The sequence below is a fragment of the Alcaligenes sp. WGS1538 genome, from assembly GCF_043187505.1.
Taxonomy (GTDB): domain Bacteria; phylum Pseudomonadota; class Gammaproteobacteria; order Burkholderiales; family Burkholderiaceae_B; genus Alcaligenes.
In genome coordinates this window covers 3,254,260-3,268,999 of sequence record NZ_CP171109.1, presented here as the reverse complement: position 1 = coordinate 3,268,999, position 14,740 = coordinate 3,254,260, and the positions used below count along the sequence as shown (strand labels likewise).

18 protein-coding genes are annotated in these 14,740 nt (G+C 64.8%); 7 read left to right on the top strand and 11 right to left on the bottom strand.

Annotated features, from left to right (window positions below; translation table 11 throughout):
* Window positions 1–42: 42 nt before the first annotated feature.
* Together rpmA and rplU are read right to left on the bottom strand one after the other, a co-directional pair.
* Window positions 43–303, bottom strand: coding sequence for a 50S ribosomal protein L27 (rpmA, locus tag ACF3ND_RS15190; RefSeq protein ID WP_394061890.1), 261 nt, complete (start codon window positions 301–303; stop codon window positions 43–45).
* Window positions 304–352: 49 nt separating this feature from the next.
* The gene (gene rplU / locus ACF3ND_RS15185) at window positions 353–664 is read right to left on the bottom strand and encodes a 50S ribosomal protein L21 (RefSeq protein ID WP_394061888.1); all 312 of its coding nucleotides are present in this window, start codon (window positions 662–664) and stop codon (window positions 353–355) included.
* Window positions 665–1,085: 421 nt separating this feature from the next.
* Between rplU and ACF3ND_RS15180 the strand changes: the two genes are divergently transcribed.
* Both ACF3ND_RS15180 and ACF3ND_RS15175 read left to right on the top strand, forming a co-directional pair.
* Window positions 1,086–1,289 (top strand): CsbD family protein, encoded by a 204-nt coding sequence (locus tag ACF3ND_RS15180; RefSeq protein WP_394061886.1) that lies wholly within the window; start codon window positions 1,086–1,088, stop codon window positions 1,287–1,289.
* Between the two features lie 95 nt (window positions 1,290–1,384).
* Complete coding sequence (locus ACF3ND_RS15175; protein WP_394061884.1) at window positions 1,385–1,543, top strand: DUF1328 domain-containing protein; 159 nt, start codon at window positions 1,385–1,387, stop codon at window positions 1,541–1,543.
* A gap of 82 nt (window positions 1,544–1,625) precedes the next feature.
* Here ACF3ND_RS15175 and argJ read toward each other — a convergent pair whose 3' ends face one another.
* Together argJ and ACF3ND_RS15165 are read right to left on the bottom strand one after the other, a co-directional pair.
* On the bottom strand, window positions 1,626–2,852 hold the full coding sequence (argJ, locus tag ACF3ND_RS15170; RefSeq protein WP_394061882.1) for a bifunctional glutamate N-acetyltransferase/amino-acid acetyltransferase ArgJ: 1,227 nt from the start codon (window positions 2,850–2,852) through the stop codon (window positions 1,626–1,628).
* 94 nt (window positions 2,853–2,946) lie between these two features.
* Window positions 2,947–3,477 (bottom strand): MarR family winged helix-turn-helix transcriptional regulator, encoded by a 531-nt coding sequence (locus tag ACF3ND_RS15165; RefSeq protein ID WP_394061879.1) that lies wholly within the window; start codon window positions 3,475–3,477, stop codon window positions 2,947–2,949.
* 726 nt (window positions 3,478–4,203) lie between these two features.
* Here ACF3ND_RS15165 and ACF3ND_RS15160 point away from each other — a divergent pair.
* A complete protein-coding gene (locus ACF3ND_RS15160; protein WP_394061877.1) occupies window positions 4,204–5,853 on the top strand; it encodes an AMP-binding protein in 1,650 nt (549 codons plus the stop codon).
* A 67-nt stretch (window positions 5,854–5,920) separates the two neighbouring features.
* Here ACF3ND_RS15160 and hemL read toward each other — a convergent pair whose 3' ends face one another.
* The 3 genes from hemL to ACF3ND_RS15145 are packed head-to-tail and all read right to left on the bottom strand — an operon-like array spanning window position 5,921 to window position 8,741.
* Entirely contained in the window at window positions 5,921–7,204 is a 1,284-nt protein-coding gene (gene hemL / locus ACF3ND_RS15155; RefSeq protein ID WP_394061875.1) for a glutamate-1-semialdehyde 2,1-aminomutase, read from the bottom strand.
* Window positions 7,205–7,255: 51 nt separating this feature from the next.
* Window positions 7,256–7,939 (bottom strand): thiamine phosphate synthase, encoded by a 684-nt coding sequence (gene thiE / locus ACF3ND_RS15150; RefSeq protein WP_394061873.1) that lies wholly within the window; start codon window positions 7,937–7,939, stop codon window positions 7,256–7,258.
* Window positions 7,932–8,741 (bottom strand): bifunctional hydroxymethylpyrimidine kinase/phosphomethylpyrimidine kinase, encoded by an 810-nt coding sequence (locus ACF3ND_RS15145; protein WP_394061871.1) that lies wholly within the window; start codon window positions 8,739–8,741, stop codon window positions 7,932–7,934. Before ACF3ND_RS15145 ends, thiE begins: the two co-directional genes overlap by 8 nt.
* A gap of 134 nt (window positions 8,742–8,875) precedes the next feature.
* Here ACF3ND_RS15145 and ACF3ND_RS15140 point away from each other — a divergent pair, with 134 nt between their 5' ends.
* From ACF3ND_RS15140 to ACF3ND_RS15125, 4 genes are read left to right on the top strand one after another with little or no spacing between them, the layout of a single operon-like run.
* Window positions 8,876–9,040, top strand: coding sequence for a rubredoxin (locus ACF3ND_RS15140; protein WP_102068856.1), 165 nt, complete (start codon window positions 8,876–8,878; stop codon window positions 9,038–9,040).
* Window positions 9,041–9,083: 43 nt separating this feature from the next.
* Window positions 9,084–9,674, top strand: coding sequence for a YqgE/AlgH family protein (locus tag ACF3ND_RS15135; protein ID WP_394061868.1), 591 nt, complete (start codon window positions 9,084–9,086; stop codon window positions 9,672–9,674).
* Complete coding sequence (gene ruvX / locus ACF3ND_RS15130) at window positions 9,667–10,098, top strand: Holliday junction resolvase RuvX (protein WP_394061866.1); 432 nt, start codon at window positions 9,667–9,669, stop codon at window positions 10,096–10,098. The genes ACF3ND_RS15135 and ruvX overlap by 8 nt, the downstream gene beginning before the upstream one ends.
* 23 nt (window positions 10,099–10,121) lie before the next feature.
* Window positions 10,122–10,925 carry a lysophospholipid acyltransferase family protein gene (locus ACF3ND_RS15125; protein ID WP_394061864.1) on the top strand — a complete coding sequence of 268 codons (804 nt, stop codon included), beginning with the start codon at window positions 10,122–10,124 and terminating at the stop codon, window positions 10,923–10,925.
* Window positions 10,926–10,953: 28 nt separating this feature from the next.
* Here ACF3ND_RS15125 and ACF3ND_RS15120 read toward each other — a convergent pair whose 3' ends face one another.
* Genes ACF3ND_RS15120 through aroE form a run of 4 tightly spaced genes read right to left on the bottom strand, consistent with a single transcriptional unit; the run spans window position 10,954 to window position 14,582 of the window.
* Window positions 10,954–11,793 (bottom strand): symmetrical bis(5'-nucleosyl)-tetraphosphatase, encoded by an 840-nt coding sequence (locus ACF3ND_RS15120; protein ID WP_394061861.1) that lies wholly within the window; start codon window positions 11,791–11,793, stop codon window positions 10,954–10,956.
* Between the two features lie 3 nt (window positions 11,794–11,796).
* Window positions 11,797–12,957, bottom strand: coding sequence for an LPS export ABC transporter permease LptG (lptG, locus tag ACF3ND_RS15115; protein WP_394061859.1), 1,161 nt, complete (start codon window positions 12,955–12,957; stop codon window positions 11,797–11,799).
* Window positions 12,958–13,012: 55 nt separating this feature from the next.
* Window positions 13,013–13,693 (bottom strand): monofunctional biosynthetic peptidoglycan transglycosylase, encoded by a 681-nt coding sequence (mtgA, locus tag ACF3ND_RS15110; protein ID WP_394065850.1) that lies wholly within the window; start codon window positions 13,691–13,693, stop codon window positions 13,013–13,015.
* Window positions 13,694–13,730: 37 nt separating this feature from the next.
* Complete coding sequence (aroE, locus tag ACF3ND_RS15105; protein WP_394061857.1) at window positions 13,731–14,582, bottom strand: shikimate dehydrogenase; 852 nt, start codon at window positions 14,580–14,582, stop codon at window positions 13,731–13,733.
* Between the last annotated feature and the right edge of the window lie 158 nt (window positions 14,583–14,740).

The following is a 14,740-nucleotide window of genomic DNA, read 5'->3' as shown; positions in this document are numbered from 1 at the left end:
AAACGGCAGGGCTTTCTGGGCTGCTACGCGTGGAGCGTGAGCTTACTCGGCGGCAACGACCGAAACGGTACGCTTGTTCAGTGCACCGGTGATGGAAAATTTGACTTTGCCATCGACCAGGGAGAACAGGGTGTGGTCCTTGCCAATGCCCACGTTCACGCCGGGGTGAAACTGAGTGCCGCGCTGACGGACAATGATGCCGCCAGCCAGAATTTCCTGACCGCCGTAAACTTTTACGCCCAGTCGTTTGGCCTGTGAGTCACGGCCGTTCCGCGTAGAGCCGCCGCCTTTCTTCTGTGCCATGTTTTAGCTCCTTGATGAAGAAAATACCAGATTCGCTTCGAGCAACGGCTTAGCCGTTGACGGCCTCGATGCGGATTTCGGTGTAGTTCTGACGATGGCCTTGCGTTTTGCGATAGTGCTTGCGACGGCGCATTTTGAAGATTTTCACTTTGTCGTGACGGCCTTGCGCAAGAACGGTTGCCTTGACCACGGCGCCGTCAACGAAAGGAGCACCGATCTTCAGTGCTTCGCCTTCGCCTACGGACAGGACCTGGTCGAGCGAGATTTCTTGCCCAATGTCAGCCGGTATCTGTTCTATCTTGAGTTTTTGGCCAGCAGTAACGCGATATTGCTTACCGCCGGTTTTTATAACCGCGTACATAGGGAGTCCCTTAGAGATTCAATCCGGCTGGCGCCCCGACACCGCACTGTTCCATAAGCATGGCGGCAGGGCGGATTGGTCAGCATGTAGCCGGCAATCGTTGAAAATAGCTTGGCACGCAAAATGCCAAGCAAAAAATAATAAGATAAAAAGGCTTTGCCGTCAATGGTTTGGGGCTTGGGCTGTCTGCATTTCGCATCTATTGGTTACGTCGCGGCGGCGCAAAAAGGCGGGGAGCCGCGGCGCCGCAGCAAGACCGTCCATGACCGCGGCCGCAATGGCCGCCGGGCGGGCCGGCAACAACAGACGTTTACATTTACTGGCATTCTGTGGCCTGCCGTCCGGCATGTTTAGCTACGGTATGGGTAACGTTCGATGAGCGTAAGTCGATATTTCTGAAACCTTACACAAGGGGAACAGCATGAATAAAGACACGATCGAAGGTAAATGGAAACAGCTGGCCGGCAAGGCCAAATCCGTCTGGGGCGACCTGACCGATGACGAACTGGCCCGGGTCAAGGGCGACTCCCAGCAGTTGGCCGGTCTGGTGCAGGAGCGCTATGGCCGCACCCGCGAAGAAGCCGAGCGCGAAGTGAAGGACTTCTACGACAAGTACGACCGTTAGCGCGGCGGCCTGCGCCGGCCCCGTCCGGGGCGGGGCGTCATCAGGGCTGTCAATGCTAAGTGGCCGCCAGCCGCGGCCGTCACAAGGAGAGTCGTATGCTTTACTACGCCGTTATCTTTTTCATCGTGGCCATCGTGGCCGCCGTCCTGGGTTTTGGCGGCATCGCCGCTGGCGCGGCTTCGATCGCCAAGATCCTGTTCTTCGTGTTCCTGATCCTGGCGGTGATCTCGCTGATCAAGGGCATGGCCAAATAGATAAAGGCCCGGAACCGGTCCGGGCCAGGAACAAGCGTGACGACGACAGGCTCCGCCGGGCGACCGGCGGGGCCTGTTGTCGTCAGGAGCGGTAATCCGCGTTGATGGACACGTATTCGTGGGAGAAGTCGCAGGTGTAGACGGTCTCGCTGGCTTGGCCGCGGCCCAGCGACACGCGCACCAGGATTTCGGCCTCCTGCATGACGCGCTGCCCGTCTTCTTCGCGATAGTCGGGATTGCGGCCGCCGTTCTGGGCCACCAGCACGTCGCCCAGCCACAGGCGCAAGCGGGAGACGTCCAGATCGGCGATGCCGGCGTAGCCGATGGCGCACAGGATGCGGCCCAGGTTCGGGTCTGAAGCAAAGAAGGCCGTCTTGACGAGCGGCGAATGGGCGATGGCATAGGCCACCTTGAGGGCTTCCTCGGAGGAGCCCGCGTCCTCGACCTGGATGGTCATGAACTTGGTGGCGCCTTCGGCGTCGCGCACGATCTTCTGGGCCAGTTCGCGCGAGGCGTCCACCAGCGCGTCCAGCAGCTTGTTGTAGTTGGGGTCCGCGATGGACTCCACCCGCACGCCGCTCTGGCCCGTGGCCATGATGATGAAGGAGTCGTTGGTGGAGGTGTCGCCGTCCACGGTGATGCGGTTGAAGGAGCGGTTGGCCGCCAGGCGGCACATGTCCTTGAGCAGTTCGGGGGCAATGCCCGCGTCCGTGGCCAGAAAGCCCAGCATGGTGGCCATGTTGGGACGGATCATGCCCGCGCCCTTGCTGATGCCGGTCAGGGTGACGGTCTTGCCGGACAGGGTGATCTGGCGCGACACGATCTTGGGCTGCGTGTCCGTGGTCATGATGCTGTGGGCCGCATTGAACCAGTTGTTCGCGCTCAGGTCGGCCACCGCCTTGGGCAGGCCGGCCAGCAGGCGGTCCATGGGCAGGGGCTCCAGGATGACGCCCGTGGAGAAGGGCAGCACCTGCTGAGGACGCAGGTTCAGCAGCCTGGCCAGCTCATTGCAGGTGTGGCGGGCGTCGGCCAGGCCGGTCTCGCCCGTTCCGGCGTTGGCGTTGCCGGTATTGATGACCAGCGCGCCCATGTCCTCGTGCGTGGCCAGGTGGGCCTCGCAGACCTGCACGGGTGCGGCGCGGAAGCGGTTGGTGGTGAACACGCCTGCCACGCTGCTGCCGGGCGACAGTTCGAAGACGGTCAGGTCGCGTCGGTTGGCCTTGCGGATGCCGGCTTCGGCGATGCCGATTCTGACGCCGGCGACGGGGTGGATGTCGGATTCGGAAGGAATGAACAGATTGACGGCCATGACGCTATCCGGAAAACAAAGTTAAAGGCGGCTCAAAACAGTAATGATACTTGCTTTGAGCCGCCTGGGCATATGCTTTCGGGAGCGGGCCGGGTCAGTTCTGGCGGGCGCCCATCGAGACGTGGTTGCGGGCGATGAGCTTGAGCTCTCCCAAGGCCTCGAAGAGGTTCTTGCGCGTTTTCTCGGACAGGTCGGCGAACATGTCCTGCAGCCATTGTTCGTGCGAGGCGGCCATCTTGCGGAACTGGCGCTTGCCCTTGGGGGTGAGGCGGATCAGGGAGCTGCGCCGGTCGGTGACCACCTTGATGCGCTCCACCAGGCCTTCTTTTTCGAGTTGGTCGGTGATGCCGGTGATATTGCCGTTGGTGACCATCAGGTGGCGCGAGAGTTCGCTCATCTTCATGCCGGCGGGGCGGCGCTGCAGCTGCGCCATGAGGTCGAAGCGCGGCAGGGTGGTTTGATGTTCGGTGCGCAGACGGCTGCGGATTTCGCCTTCGACCAGGTTGGTGCAGGCCATCAGGCGCAGCCACAGGCGCACGTCGAAGTGATCGTCGCTGCTGGCACGGCTCTCCAGGTCGGGGGCGGCGTCGGCGACGGCGGAAGCTGGGATATCGTTCATGATCATAGATAGCTGGCCTTAATGGTGCATGTCCAAAATTTTTAGCTTTGAAGGACGCAGACCGCAGCCGGAAGTAAGCTGGGTAAGCTCAGGTGTCATTTTAGGGGGGTGCTTGCAAGTTTGACATTGCGGCAGATCAAAGTAAATTCGTTTTTAAGTTTAAATTAATAATATTATTAAAAACGTATACTGAAGCTTGCCGTCGGACAAGCTGGAAACATGAAAAACAGTATTCGGAAATTTGCTTATTACCTTCTCCGACTTAACTTTCCCATCCTTGGGCTTTGGAAGCGCTTTGCTCCATAAGCTGGATGAAATCAAGGGACTATCTGCTTCAAGTGTCATGAATAAGCTGGCGTATGAGGTCCAGTGGCGGCAGTCGGTCCGCTCCTCATTTTTGTTTCTAAACGGATACGTTTTCAATTATTTTCTTAATTGAAAATTTTACGTATTTTTGACGCCGGATTCTTTTGGCAGGGCCGGATCCTCTATTCGAGGCTCAGTCCGGGCTTGTCAATCATGCCAGGGCTTCAGGCGGAGCGACGGGCCGCGGCGGACCCGGCGCAGGTCCCGCTACTGCGGATAACCCGTAGGCTCAAGCAGTGGCGGCCAGGTTTTTTTTTGCTAATATAGTTTAGAACTAAACAATATAGGTCTTGGTACATGCGGCGGTGCGCGCCGGCTGGCCGGGGCCTACGCCCGAGCGGGGCGCTACATACGCAGGAGACAAGGATGGAACGTTCGGCCCATATCGACACTTTTGCTCGTGACAATCTGCCGCCGCTGGAATGGTGGCCGCAGATGCTGATCGAGGGCAATCCCGACGTGGACTATCCGGCCCGCTTCAACTGCGCCGCGGCGCTGCTGAGCGAGCAGGTGGCCGCCGGGCATGGGGAGCGGATCGCGCTGCGCTGGGCGCAGGGCGAGCAGGACGCCAGCCTGACCTATGCGGAACTGGATGTGCTGACCAACCGCATCGCCCACGTGCTGACGCAGGACCTGAAGCTGGTGCCGGGCAACCGCATTCTGCTGCGCGGCCCGAACAACCCCATGATGGCGGCCTGCTGGCTGGCCAGCATCAAGGCGGGTCTGGTCACGGTTCCGACCATGCCGTTGCTGCGGGCCGTGGAGCTCAAGACCATACTGGAAAAGGCCGAGATCCACGCCGCGCTGTGCGATGTGCGCCTGCGCGAGGAGCTGGATCATTGCATGGACGCGGGCCATGCCAGCCATGCGCCCGTGCTCAAGCAATTGCTGTGCTTCAACGACGAAGGGCCCGAGGGCCTGGAATCCCTGCTCAAGGACAAACCGGCCGATTTCTCGGCCTGCGACACGGCGGCCGACGATGTCTGCCTGATCGCCTTCACCAGCGGCACCACAGGCCAGCCCAAGGGCTGCATGCATTTTCACCGTGACGTGCTGGCCATGTGCGACACCTTTTCGCGCCACATCCTGCGCCTGAGCCCGCAGGACGTGGTCTGCGGCACGCCGCCGCTGGCCTTCACCTTCGGCCTGGGCGGCCTGCTGTGCTTCCCGCTGCGGGCGGGCGCGTCGACGGTGCTGCTGGAACGCCTGACTCCGGCCGACCTGCTGGCCACCATAGACCGCTTCAAGGTCACCATGACTTTCACGGCGCCGACGTTCTACCGCCAGATGGCCGCGCTGGTGGGCCGCTATTCGCTGGCCAGCCTGCGCGCCAGCGTCTCGGCCGGCGAGGCCCTGCCCGACGCCACGCGCCAGCTGTGGAAGCAGGCCACGGGCATCGAGATGACCGACGGCATCGGCGGCACCGAGATGATCCACGTCTATGTCTCCAGCCCGCCCGAGCAGGTGCGGCCCGGCGCCATCGGCAAGGTGGTGCCCGGCTATGTGGCCGCGATCCTGGACGAGAACCTGAACCCGGTGCCGGTCGGCACGGTGGGACGCCTGGCGGTCAAGGGGCCGACCGGCTGCAAGTACCTGAACGACGAACGACAGAAGCAGTTCGTGCAGGGCGGCTGGAACTTCCCCGGCGACACCTTCAAGATGGATGAGGACGGCTATCTGTATTACCAGGCCCGCAATGACGACATGATCGTCTCGGCCGGCTACAACATCGCCGGCCCCGAGGTGGAAGGCACCCTGCTCAAGCACGAGGCGGTCGCCGAGTGCGGAGTGGTGGGTGCGCCGGACGAGGACCGCGGCCAGGTGGTCAAGGCCTTCATCGTGCTCAAGCCCGGCTTCACCGGCAGCGAGGAGCTCAAGAAGCAGCTTCAGGACTTCGTGAAGGAGAATGCCGCGCCCTACAAGTATCCGCGCGCCATTGAGTTCGTGACGCAGCTGCCGCGCACCGAAACCGGCAAGCTGCAGCGCTTCGTGCTGCGGCAGATGGCGCAGGGCTGACCGGGGCCGGGCAAAAAAAAGCGGGGCGTGGCGCCCCGCTTTTTTCATGCCTGCCGCTGGAGGGACATCAATCCTTGAGCGTGGCGAAGACCTCGCGCGCCGCCTGCACGGTGGCGGCTATCACGTCGGGCGTGTGCTGCACGGACACGAAGCCGGCCTCGAAGGCGGACGGGGCGAAGTACACGCCCTTGTCCAGCATGGCGTGGAAGAAGCGCTTGAAGCGCGCGATGTCGCCGGCCGAGACTTCGGCCAGGGAGGCGGGGACGCGTTCGCTGAAGTAGATGCCGAACAGGCCGCCCTGATGATCGGCGCAAAAGGGTATGCCGGCTTCGCGGGCGGCGTCGGTCAGGCCCTGGATCAGGAGAGCGGTGTTGCTGTTGAGCGTGTCGTAGAAGCCGGGCTGGGCCAGCTTCTTCAGGGTCGCCAGGCCGGCGGCCACGGCGACCGGATTGCCCGACAGCGTGCCGGCCTGGTAGACGCCGCCTACGGGCGCCACGCATTGCATGATGTCGCGGCGTCCGCCGAAGGCGCCCACCGGCATGCCTCCGCCAATGACCTTGGCCAGCGTGGTCAGGTCGGGGCGGATGCCCGTCAGGCCCTGCACGCCCTGCGGGCCGACGCGAAAGCCGGTCATGACTTCGTCGAAGATCAGTACCGCGCCGTGCTCGGTGCACAGCTCGCGCAGGCCTTCCAGGAAGCCGGGGGCGGGGCGCACCAGGTTCATGTTGCCGGCGAAGGGTTCGACGATGACGCAGGCGATGTCCTGGCCTTTCTGCTGGAAGGCGTCGCGCACGGCGTCCAGGTCGTTGTAGTCCAGTACCAGGGTATGGGCCACGAATTCGGCGGGCACGCCGGCCGAGGTGGGGTTGCCGAAAGTGAGCAGGCCCGAGCCGGCCTTGACCAGCAGGCTGTCGGCGTGGCCGTGATAGCAGCCTTCGAACTTGATGATGGTCTTGCGGCCCGTGTAGCCGCGCGCCAGGCGGATGGCGCTCATGGTCGCCTCGGTGCCCGAGCTGACCAGGCGCACCTGCTCGATGGAAGGCAGCAGCTTGGTGATGGTCTCGGCCAGCACCACTTCGCCTTCGGTGGGCGCGCCGAAGGACAGGCCGTGCACGGCCGCGTCCTGGACGGCCTTGACCACGTCCGGATCGGCATGGCCCAGGATGGCCGGGCCCCAGGAGCCGACGTAGTCGGTGTATTGCCGGCCATCCGCATCCCAGATGTAGGGACCCTGGGCGCGTTCGATGAAGCAGGGCGTGCCGCCGACCGAGCCGAAGGCGCGAACGGGCGAGTTGACGCCGCCGGGAATGAATTCGCAGGCGCGTTCGAAAAGTTGCGTGTTACGGGACATGATGCAGAAATCCAGACGGTAGGAACGGTTGGTTCGTGGCAGGCGGTCCGGTCAGCGCGCGTGGCGAGACCGGGCCTGGGCTAGGAAAAGGTCGGTGAAGCGTTGCGCCGTGGCGCGCACGTCGTCGGCCTCGAACAGGCTGCTGATGACGGCCAGGCTGTCCACCCCGGCCTCCAGCAGCGCCGGGGCGTTGTCGGGGGTGATGCCGCCTATGGCCACCACGGCGGCGCGGCGGCTGCGGTCCTGGTCCTGGCAGAGCTGGCGCGCCTGACGCAGGGTGTCCAGCTCGGCGCGCGGCGCGTCGGGCTTCACGCTGGACGGAAAGACCGCGCCGAAGGCGATGTAGTCCGCGCCTTCGGCCAGGGCCTGCCGGGCCAGCTCCAGGCTGTTGTAGCACGAACGCCCCAGCAGGGCATGCTGGCCGAGCGCGTGGCGCGCCTGGATCAGGTCGCCGTCGTCCTTGCCCAGGTGGGCGCCCTGCACCGGGAACTGCAGCGCCCAGGACCAATGGTCGTTGATGAGCAACGGCAGTTCCAGCGACGCGCACAGCTCGCTCAGCTGGGCCAACTGTTGATGCAGGGCTTCCTGGCTGCCTTGCTTGCGGCGGAACTGCAGCACCTTGAGGCCCCCGTCGTGCGCGGCGCGCACCGCGCGCAGCAGGCGGGGCGTGTCGTCCCAGTCGGGGGTGATGCCGTACAGGCCGGCCGGAAAGCGCAGGGGCGTGGAGTCAGTCATGGCGAAAGGGGGCGGGGTTGAGCAGGCGGTGGCCCATGCCGGGCTGGAAGGTGTCGCGCGAGCATGCCTGCAGGTGGCTCAGGGCTGATTCTACCGCGCCGTCCAGTTCCTGGCCCTGGGCCAGCCGGCAGGCGCAGGCCGCGGCCACCAGGCTGTCCATGTCCTGCTGGCGCAGGCCCGGGTCGCGCGGCAGGCTGTATTCGAGCCGGCCGTGGTGTCCCTGGAACAGGGCGTGCCACTGGCCGGGAGCGCCGGGCCCGGCCGTGATCAGCACGGCATGCGCGCCCGCGGCCAGCAAGGCGGCGGCCGCCGATTCGCTGTCTTCCAGCAGGCCTTCCGAGCGCCACTGTTCCAGGCTGGCGTGGTCCACGACCAGCAGGGAGCTGAGCGGCAGCAGCAGGCGCAGGCAGGCATCCAGGGCGTCCTCGGCGTCGATGTCGTCCAGGCCGGCGGGCATGGCGGTAAGGTGCAGCACCAGGGGCAGCTCGGGGTAGTCGGCGCAGATCTCGGCCACCATGCTGGCCATCTCGGGGCTGTAGAGCGGTCCGCACTTGACGGCCTGGATGTTGACGTCCTCGAGCAGGCAGCGGGCCTGGTCGTCGGCAACGTCCTCGGCCAGCGGCTGTATGCTTTCCAGCTGGGCGGTGTCGCGCACCAGCAGCGCCGTGGGCACGCTCAGGACGTGACAGCCCAGCCGCGCGCCGGTCACGACGTCGGCCGGCAGGTGGGCGCCGCCGCTGGGATCGTGAGGCGCCAGAACGAGCGCCAGCCCTGGACTTGAATTTTCGAGATCAGCAGCCATCTTGTATCAAATGTGGTCCAGCGCCAATTATCTGGCCCGGATGCCGCAGGGTTTAGTAATATTGACCCCATTTTAATGGATTGCCCCGATTTGCACGCGGATCGGACTATGTTTACAAATACAGTAGGAATGTTATGCGTACGTGGATGTGCCTGATTTGCGGCTGGATTTACGATGAAGAAGCGGGGCTGCCCGAGGAAGGGATCGCCCCCGGCACGCGTTGGGAGGACGTGCCTCCGAACTGGGTCTGTCCCGAATGCGGCGCCCGCAAGGAAGATTTCGAACTGATCGAAGTGTGATCGGCCCGTTCCCCACGGTGGTCTGCCCCGACAGGAGGTGCGTATGAGTGCAACAAGCCAGTCGCCGCTGGTCCAGGAAAGCGCCAATCTGACCCACCACCTGTTGCTGGCCATGCCCGGCGTGGTATCGGGCAGCCTGGCCGACACCGTCATCTACGTCTGCGAGCACAATGAGCAGGGCGCCTTGGGCCTGGTCATCAACCGGCCCACGGACCTGACCCTGGCCGATCTCATGTCGCGCATCGAAGTCGAGGTGGACGCCGACACAGACCTGGCCGGCACCTCCGTGTATTTCGGCGGACCGGTGCAGACCGACCGCGGCTTCGTGCTGCATGATTCGGACAAGGCCTACACTTCCAGCCTGGCGGTGGGCGAACTGACCCTGACCACCTCCAAGGATGTACTGCAGGATGTGGCGCACGGCCAGGGCCCGCAGCATATGCTGGTCACGCTGGGCTACGCGGGCTGGAGCGCGGGGCAGCTGGAAAGCGAGATGGCCGGCAATGCCTGGCTGAACGTCAAGGCCACTCACGAAATCCTGTTCTCCACGCCCTTCGAAAAGCGCTACGACAGCGCGCTGGCGCTGCTGGGCATCGATCCCCTCATGTTGTCGGGCGGCGCGGGCCATGCCTGATCGTGCAGAGGGCGCCGGCGCGCCGGCCGCCGAGACCATCCTGGCCTTCGACTACGGCCTGAAGAAGATCGGGGTGGCGCTGGGCAACACCTTGACGCGCCAGGCTCGTCCCTATGCCATCCTGCGCCCCGTCACGCGCGAGCAACGATTTGCCGCCATCCAGAAGTTGCTCGACGAGTGGCAGCCCGACCGCCTGGTCGTGGGTTTGCCTTTGACCGCCGAGGGCGCGGAGCAGTATGCTTCGCTTCGCTGCCGGCGTTTCGCCAACCAGCTGCATGGCCGCTACGGCCTGGCGGTGGAGTTGGTGGACGAACGCGGCTCCAGCATGGAGGCTCAAGCCTTGCTGGGAAGCAACGACGACGACGATGCGGTGGCCGCCTGCGTGATCCTGCAGCGCTACCTGGACCGCCTGCCGCCCGTCTGAGTCCCTCACGAGGCTGAAGTCCTTTGAATACATTCCGTTTTGCCTGGCGCGCCGTGGCGCTGATGTTGTGGATACTGGCAGGCCTGCTGCTGGTGGGCCTGGCATTTCCCATCCTGCGCCCGGGCGGGCGACGCGCGATGGTGCTGGGCATGTCGCGCCTGCTGATGCGCATCTGCGGCGTCGCCGTCCTCCAGCATGGCCGCGCCGTGCAGGACAGAGCCGTGCTCTATGCATCCAACCACGTATCCTGGCTGGACATCTTCGTGCTCAACAGCGTGCGCCCCACCTCCTTCATCGCCAAGAGCGAAATCCGTCGCTGGCCCGTGGTGGGCTGGCTGGTGGCCGGGGCCGGCACGGTGTTCATCGAACGCGGTCAGCGGCGTGCCCTGCATACGGTCAGCCAGCAGATGGAGCGCTGCTTCGAACGGGGCGACGCCGTGGGCCTGTTTCCCGAAGGCACCACCTCGACAGGCCTGGACGTCAAGACTTTCTATGCCAGCCTGTTCGAGGCGGCCATCAATCTGGAGGTGGACATCCAGCCTGTGGCGCTGCTGTTCGAGCAGGCCGGCCGGCGCACCGAGCGTTTCGCCTTCGTGGGCGAGCAATCGCTGGTGGGCAATATCTGGGTCCTGCTCAGTTCGCGCCGGGTCCAGGTGCACTGCCATTTCCTGGACGTCATGCCCGCCCAGTCCTGTATGCAGTGGGGCCGCAGTGCCACGGCCCAGCAGGCCAGGGAACGCATCCGGGCTGTCGTCCGCCCGGACTGGCCGTATGAGGTCGACACGACTGATGAATCCGAGGCGCGCGCCAGCGCCGAGGTGGACTAGGCTCGGGCTGACAGGCCGGAGTTTTTCATCATTCGCCGGGCTTCTGGTTTTCGGGGCAATGGATCTGTACCAGCCGCCGGTCCTGCAGGCGCACGGCGCTCAGCTGTCGACCCCAGACGCAGCCTGTGTCCAGGCTGAGCAGCGTGGGCGTGTTCATCAAGCCCAGCGTGGACCAGTGACCGAAGATGATGGGTACGTCGGCGCAGGCCCTGTCCGGCAGTTCGTACCAGGGCAGGAGTCCTGAATCGGGGTCCGGCGCACCCTTGTGCTTGAAATCCATGCTCCCGTCGGCGCGGCACATGCGCATGCGCGTCAGCGTGCTGACGATGGCGCGCCGGCGCGCCTGACCCGTCAGGGCGGGGTGCCAGGCGTCGGGTTCATTGCCGAACAGTTCGGCGATATGTTCGCGCCAGTCGTCGGCGCGCAGCAGGGCTTCCAGTTCGCGGGCGTGCTCCAGGGTCTGTTCCGGGCTCCAGGCCGGATGCACGCCGGCGTGCACCATCAGATGCTCGTGTTCGTAGTGCGCCAGCGGCTGATGGCGCAGCCAGTCCAGCAGTTCCTGTGCGTCCGCCGCGGCCAGCAGCGCCGCCAGCGTGTCGTGCTTGCCCGGCTTGCGCACCCCGGCGGCCACGGCCAGGCAATGGATGTCGTGATTGCCCAGCACGCAGGTGGCGCGCTCGCCCAGCGCCCGGATGCGGCGCAGCGAACCGGCCGAATCGGGGCCCCGGTTGACGAGGTCGCCTGCGAACCAGAAATGGGCCTGCTCGTCGGCCTGGATGTCGGGGTGGCGCAGCAGCGCATCCAGGGAAGCGCAGCAGCCCTGGATGTCGCCGATGGCCCAGATGGATGCGGAATGGGTCAGGGGCATGGTTCAGTTGGAGACGCTGGAGTGGCGGCGGCGCAGGTTGTGGCGGTTTTCCATCAGGATGAGCGCGCCCAGCGCCAGGGCCATGGCGATCAGGTTGGGCACCAGGGCGGTGACCCAGGGCGGCAGGTTGCTGAGCATGGCCACGTTCAGGGCCAGTTGGTTGACCATGAAAAAGCCCACGCCCAGCAAGATGCCGGTAAAGACTTTGGTGCCCACCCCGCCGTGGCGCGTCTGCATGAAGCCGATGGGCGCGGCGATGGTGATCATGACCAGCAGGGTGAAGGGGTAGGCCACCTTGCGCCAGAGCGCCACCACCTGACGCTTGGTCTGCAGCTTGTTGGCGTCCAGGTAGTCGATGTAGTCCTTCAGGTCCAGGATGGACATGCGTTCGGGCGTGACCACCCGGGCGATCAGGCGGTCGGGCGTCAGCGTGGTCTGCAGGGTCAGTTCCGGCCGCTTCTCGATGCGCGCCAGGGGCTGGTCCGGCGCCTGGGCCTGGGCCAGGGCAAGGTGGGAGGACTCGCTCAGATGGGTTTCGGTCACGTCGCGCAGCACCAGTTCATTTTCCTTGAACTGGCCCGACGGCGCCTGGGCCACCATGTTCAGTCGCTGGCCGTCCATGAAGTCGTAGATGCTGACATCGCTGACGCTGCCGTTGCCCTGCAGGTTGGCGATGTTGATGATGCGCATGCCGTTCCCCGGCTTGTTCTCCTTGAACCAGTAGCCGCTGTCCAGCCGTCCGCCGCCCGAGCGGCCCAGCAAGGCCATGCCCTGCTCGCTGGACTTGATCTCCGCCATGGGCGTGACGTATTCGGACAGCACGAAGGCGCCGGCCACCAGGGGCAGGGTGACGGTCCAGAGCATGACCATCATGCGCAGCCCGCTCACGCCCGAGGCGCGCAGGATGACCAGTTCGTTGCGCTGGGCCAGGCTGGCCAGCGCCAGGATGGCCCCGATCAGCAGTCCGATGGGCAGCAGGTCGTACAGGCGCGTGGGCAGCTCCAGCGCCTGGATATAGAACAGGCTGGCGAGCGTGAACTTGGAGCCCACCTTGTCCAGTTCCTCGATCAGGGCGAAAAAGGTGAACAGCCCCAGCAGGGCGATCAGCACGACGGCGCTGGAGCGGTAGATTTCGGAAGCGAGGTAGCGGCGGGCGGTGCGCATGTAAATAGGGCTGTTGCGATGACGAGGCTAGGTTAACAAAAAAAGCCGTGTACGGTCATGGAATGGCGACCTGCCGCATGCGCTGGCTGATGGTGCGGGTGCGCGATTGCAGGTAGGGGCTGTCGCGGCGCCGGTCGTAGTAGGCCGGGTTGGGCAGCATGCTGGCCAGGCGGGCGGACTGCACGGCGCTCAGGCGCGCGGCGTCCTGCTTGTAATAATGGCGGGCCGCCGCCTGTGCGCCGAAGACGCCTGTGCCCCATTGGGCGACGTTCAGGTAGAGCTCAAGGATGCGTTCCTTGCTCATGACTGCTTCTATCATGTAGGTCAGGATCAGCTCCTGGCCTTTGCGCAGATAGCTGCGCGAGTCCGACAGGAACAGGTTCTTGGCCAGTTGCTGGGAAATCGTGGAGCCGCCGCGGCGGCGCGCCGAGCCTTTCTCGGCCTGACGGCGGTTGTAGTCCCAGGCTTTGCGGATCGCGTCCCATTCCACGCCGGAATGCTGCATGAAGTTGGCGTCCTCGGAAGCAATGACGGCGCGCTTGAGATTGGCGCTGATCTGCTCGTAAGGCACCCATTCGTAGCGCACCTGCGCATCGGGTTGCGCGGCGCGCAGCTCGCGCTGCTCGGCTGCCATGAAGGGCGTGAGCCTGGGCGGCATCACGCTGTACCACAGCACCATCAGGAACAGTGCTATCTGGTAGAGCAGTATGCCGGCGGCGGCCGCCAGCAGCAGCATGCCGGCCAGTTTCCAGGGGCGGGCGGCCAGTTTCACGTCAGACTTGTCCGACCTGGCTGCGCAGCGCGGCCAGCACGGGTTCCACTTCGGGCTCCACGCCGTGCCAGATGGCGAAGCTGGCGGCCGCCTGGCCCACCAGCATGCCCAGGCCGTCCATGACCTGGTCGGCGCCGGCCCGTTCGGCCGCCAGCATGAAGGCCGTGGGTTCGCCTGCATAGAACATGTCGTAGGCCAGGGAGTTCTTGCGGTAGCGCGCATCGGGCAGCTCGGGCAGCGTCTGTTGCAGGCTGGCGGAAGTGGCGTTGATGACGATGTCCCAGTCGCCGGAATGGTCGTCCAGCCCGCCTGCGCTCAGGCGGCGCGAGGCGTCGGGCTCCAGCGCCACGACATGCTCGCGCAGGTCGTGGGCCTTGCTGCTGGTGCGGTTGATGACGTGCAGCAGTTCGCAGCCGGCCTCCAGCAGGGGGAAGACCACGCCGCGCGAGGCACCGCCCGCGCCGATCAGCAGGATCCGCATGTCCGCCGGGTCGTGGCCCAGGCGGCGCAGGTCCGAGCACAGGCCCACGCCGTCCGTATTGCAGCCGTGCAGCTCGCCGTCCTTCATCCACAGGGTATTGACCGCGCCGGCCATGCGGGCCCGGCGGGTGAGGCGCTTGGCGGCCAGCTCGAAAGCCTGTTCCTTGAAGGGCAGGGTGACGTTCAGGCCCTTGCCGTCGGCGAAGAACTCCCCGACGGCGGCTGCGAAGCCGTCCTCCGGCGCCAGGATGCGCTCGTAGCTCAGCGCGATGCCGCACTGGCGGGCGAACTGTTCATGGATCTCGGGCGAACGGCTGTGCTTGATGGGGTTGCCGATGACGCCGTAGCGGCCGGCGGAAGTCGTGTCGGACATGAGAGGCTCTAAGGAAGTGTCTTGTTATTGGATCCGGCCGGCCTTCGTGTTCTGACGGATCCTCCGGACACGGGGGGCCGAGTGAAGCCTGGTCGAGGCTTTATTTTACCGCCGGGCCGCTGGAACGCCGAATTGTCCGAGGTGAAACAGGCCTCTTG

Excerpts from the sequence above, each read along its gene's own strand:
- rpmA (WP_394061890.1), bottom strand. The coding sequence starts at position 303 with ATGGCACAGAAGAAAGGCGGCGGCTCTACGCGGAACGGCCGTGACTCA.
- rplU (WP_394061888.1), bottom strand. The coding sequence starts at position 664 with ATGTACGCGGTTATAAAAACCGGCGGTAAGCAATATCGCGTTACTGCT.
- ACF3ND_RS15180 (WP_394061886.1), top strand. The coding sequence starts at position 1,086 with ATGAATAAAGACACGATCGAAGGTAAATGGAAACAGCTGGCCGGCAAG.
- ACF3ND_RS15175 (WP_394061884.1), top strand. The coding sequence starts at position 1,385 with ATGCTTTACTACGCCGTTATCTTTTTCATCGTGGCCATCGTGGCCGCC.
- argJ (WP_394061882.1), bottom strand. The coding sequence starts at position 2,852 with ATGGCCGTCAATCTGTTCATTCCTTCCGAATCCGACATCCACCCCGTC.
- ACF3ND_RS15165 (WP_394061879.1), bottom strand. The coding sequence starts at position 3,477 with ATGATCATGAACGATATCCCAGCTTCCGCCGTCGCCGACGCCGCCCCC.
- ACF3ND_RS15160 (WP_394061877.1), top strand. The coding sequence starts at position 4,204 with ATGGAACGTTCGGCCCATATCGACACTTTTGCTCGTGACAATCTGCCG.
- hemL (WP_394061875.1), bottom strand. The coding sequence starts at position 7,204 with ATGTCCCGTAACACGCAACTTTTCGAACGCGCCTGCGAATTCATTCCC.
- thiE (WP_394061873.1), bottom strand. The coding sequence starts at position 7,939 with ATGACTGACTCCACGCCCCTGCGCTTTCCGGCCGGCCTGTACGGCATC.
- ACF3ND_RS15145 (WP_394061871.1), bottom strand. The coding sequence starts at position 8,741 with ATGGCTGCTGATCTCGAAAATTCAAGTCCAGGGCTGGCGCTCGTTCTG.
- ACF3ND_RS15140 (WP_102068856.1), top strand. The coding sequence starts at position 8,876 with ATGCGTACGTGGATGTGCCTGATTTGCGGCTGGATTTACGATGAAGAA.
- ACF3ND_RS15135 (WP_394061868.1), top strand. The coding sequence starts at position 9,084 with ATGAGTGCAACAAGCCAGTCGCCGCTGGTCCAGGAAAGCGCCAATCTG.
- ruvX (WP_394061866.1), top strand. The coding sequence starts at position 9,667 with ATGCCTGATCGTGCAGAGGGCGCCGGCGCGCCGGCCGCCGAGACCATC.
- ACF3ND_RS15120 (WP_394061861.1), bottom strand. The coding sequence starts at position 11,793 with ATGCCCCTGACCCATTCCGCATCCATCTGGGCCATCGGCGACATCCAG.
- lptG (WP_394061859.1), bottom strand. The coding sequence starts at position 12,957 with ATGCGCACCGCCCGCCGCTACCTCGCTTCCGAAATCTACCGCTCCAGC.
- mtgA (WP_394065850.1), bottom strand. The coding sequence starts at position 13,693 with ATGCTGCTGCTGGCGGCCGCCGCCGGCATACTGCTCTACCAGATAGCA.
- aroE (WP_394061857.1), bottom strand. The coding sequence starts at position 14,582 with ATGTCCGACACGACTTCCGCCGGCCGCTACGGCGTCATCGGCAACCCC.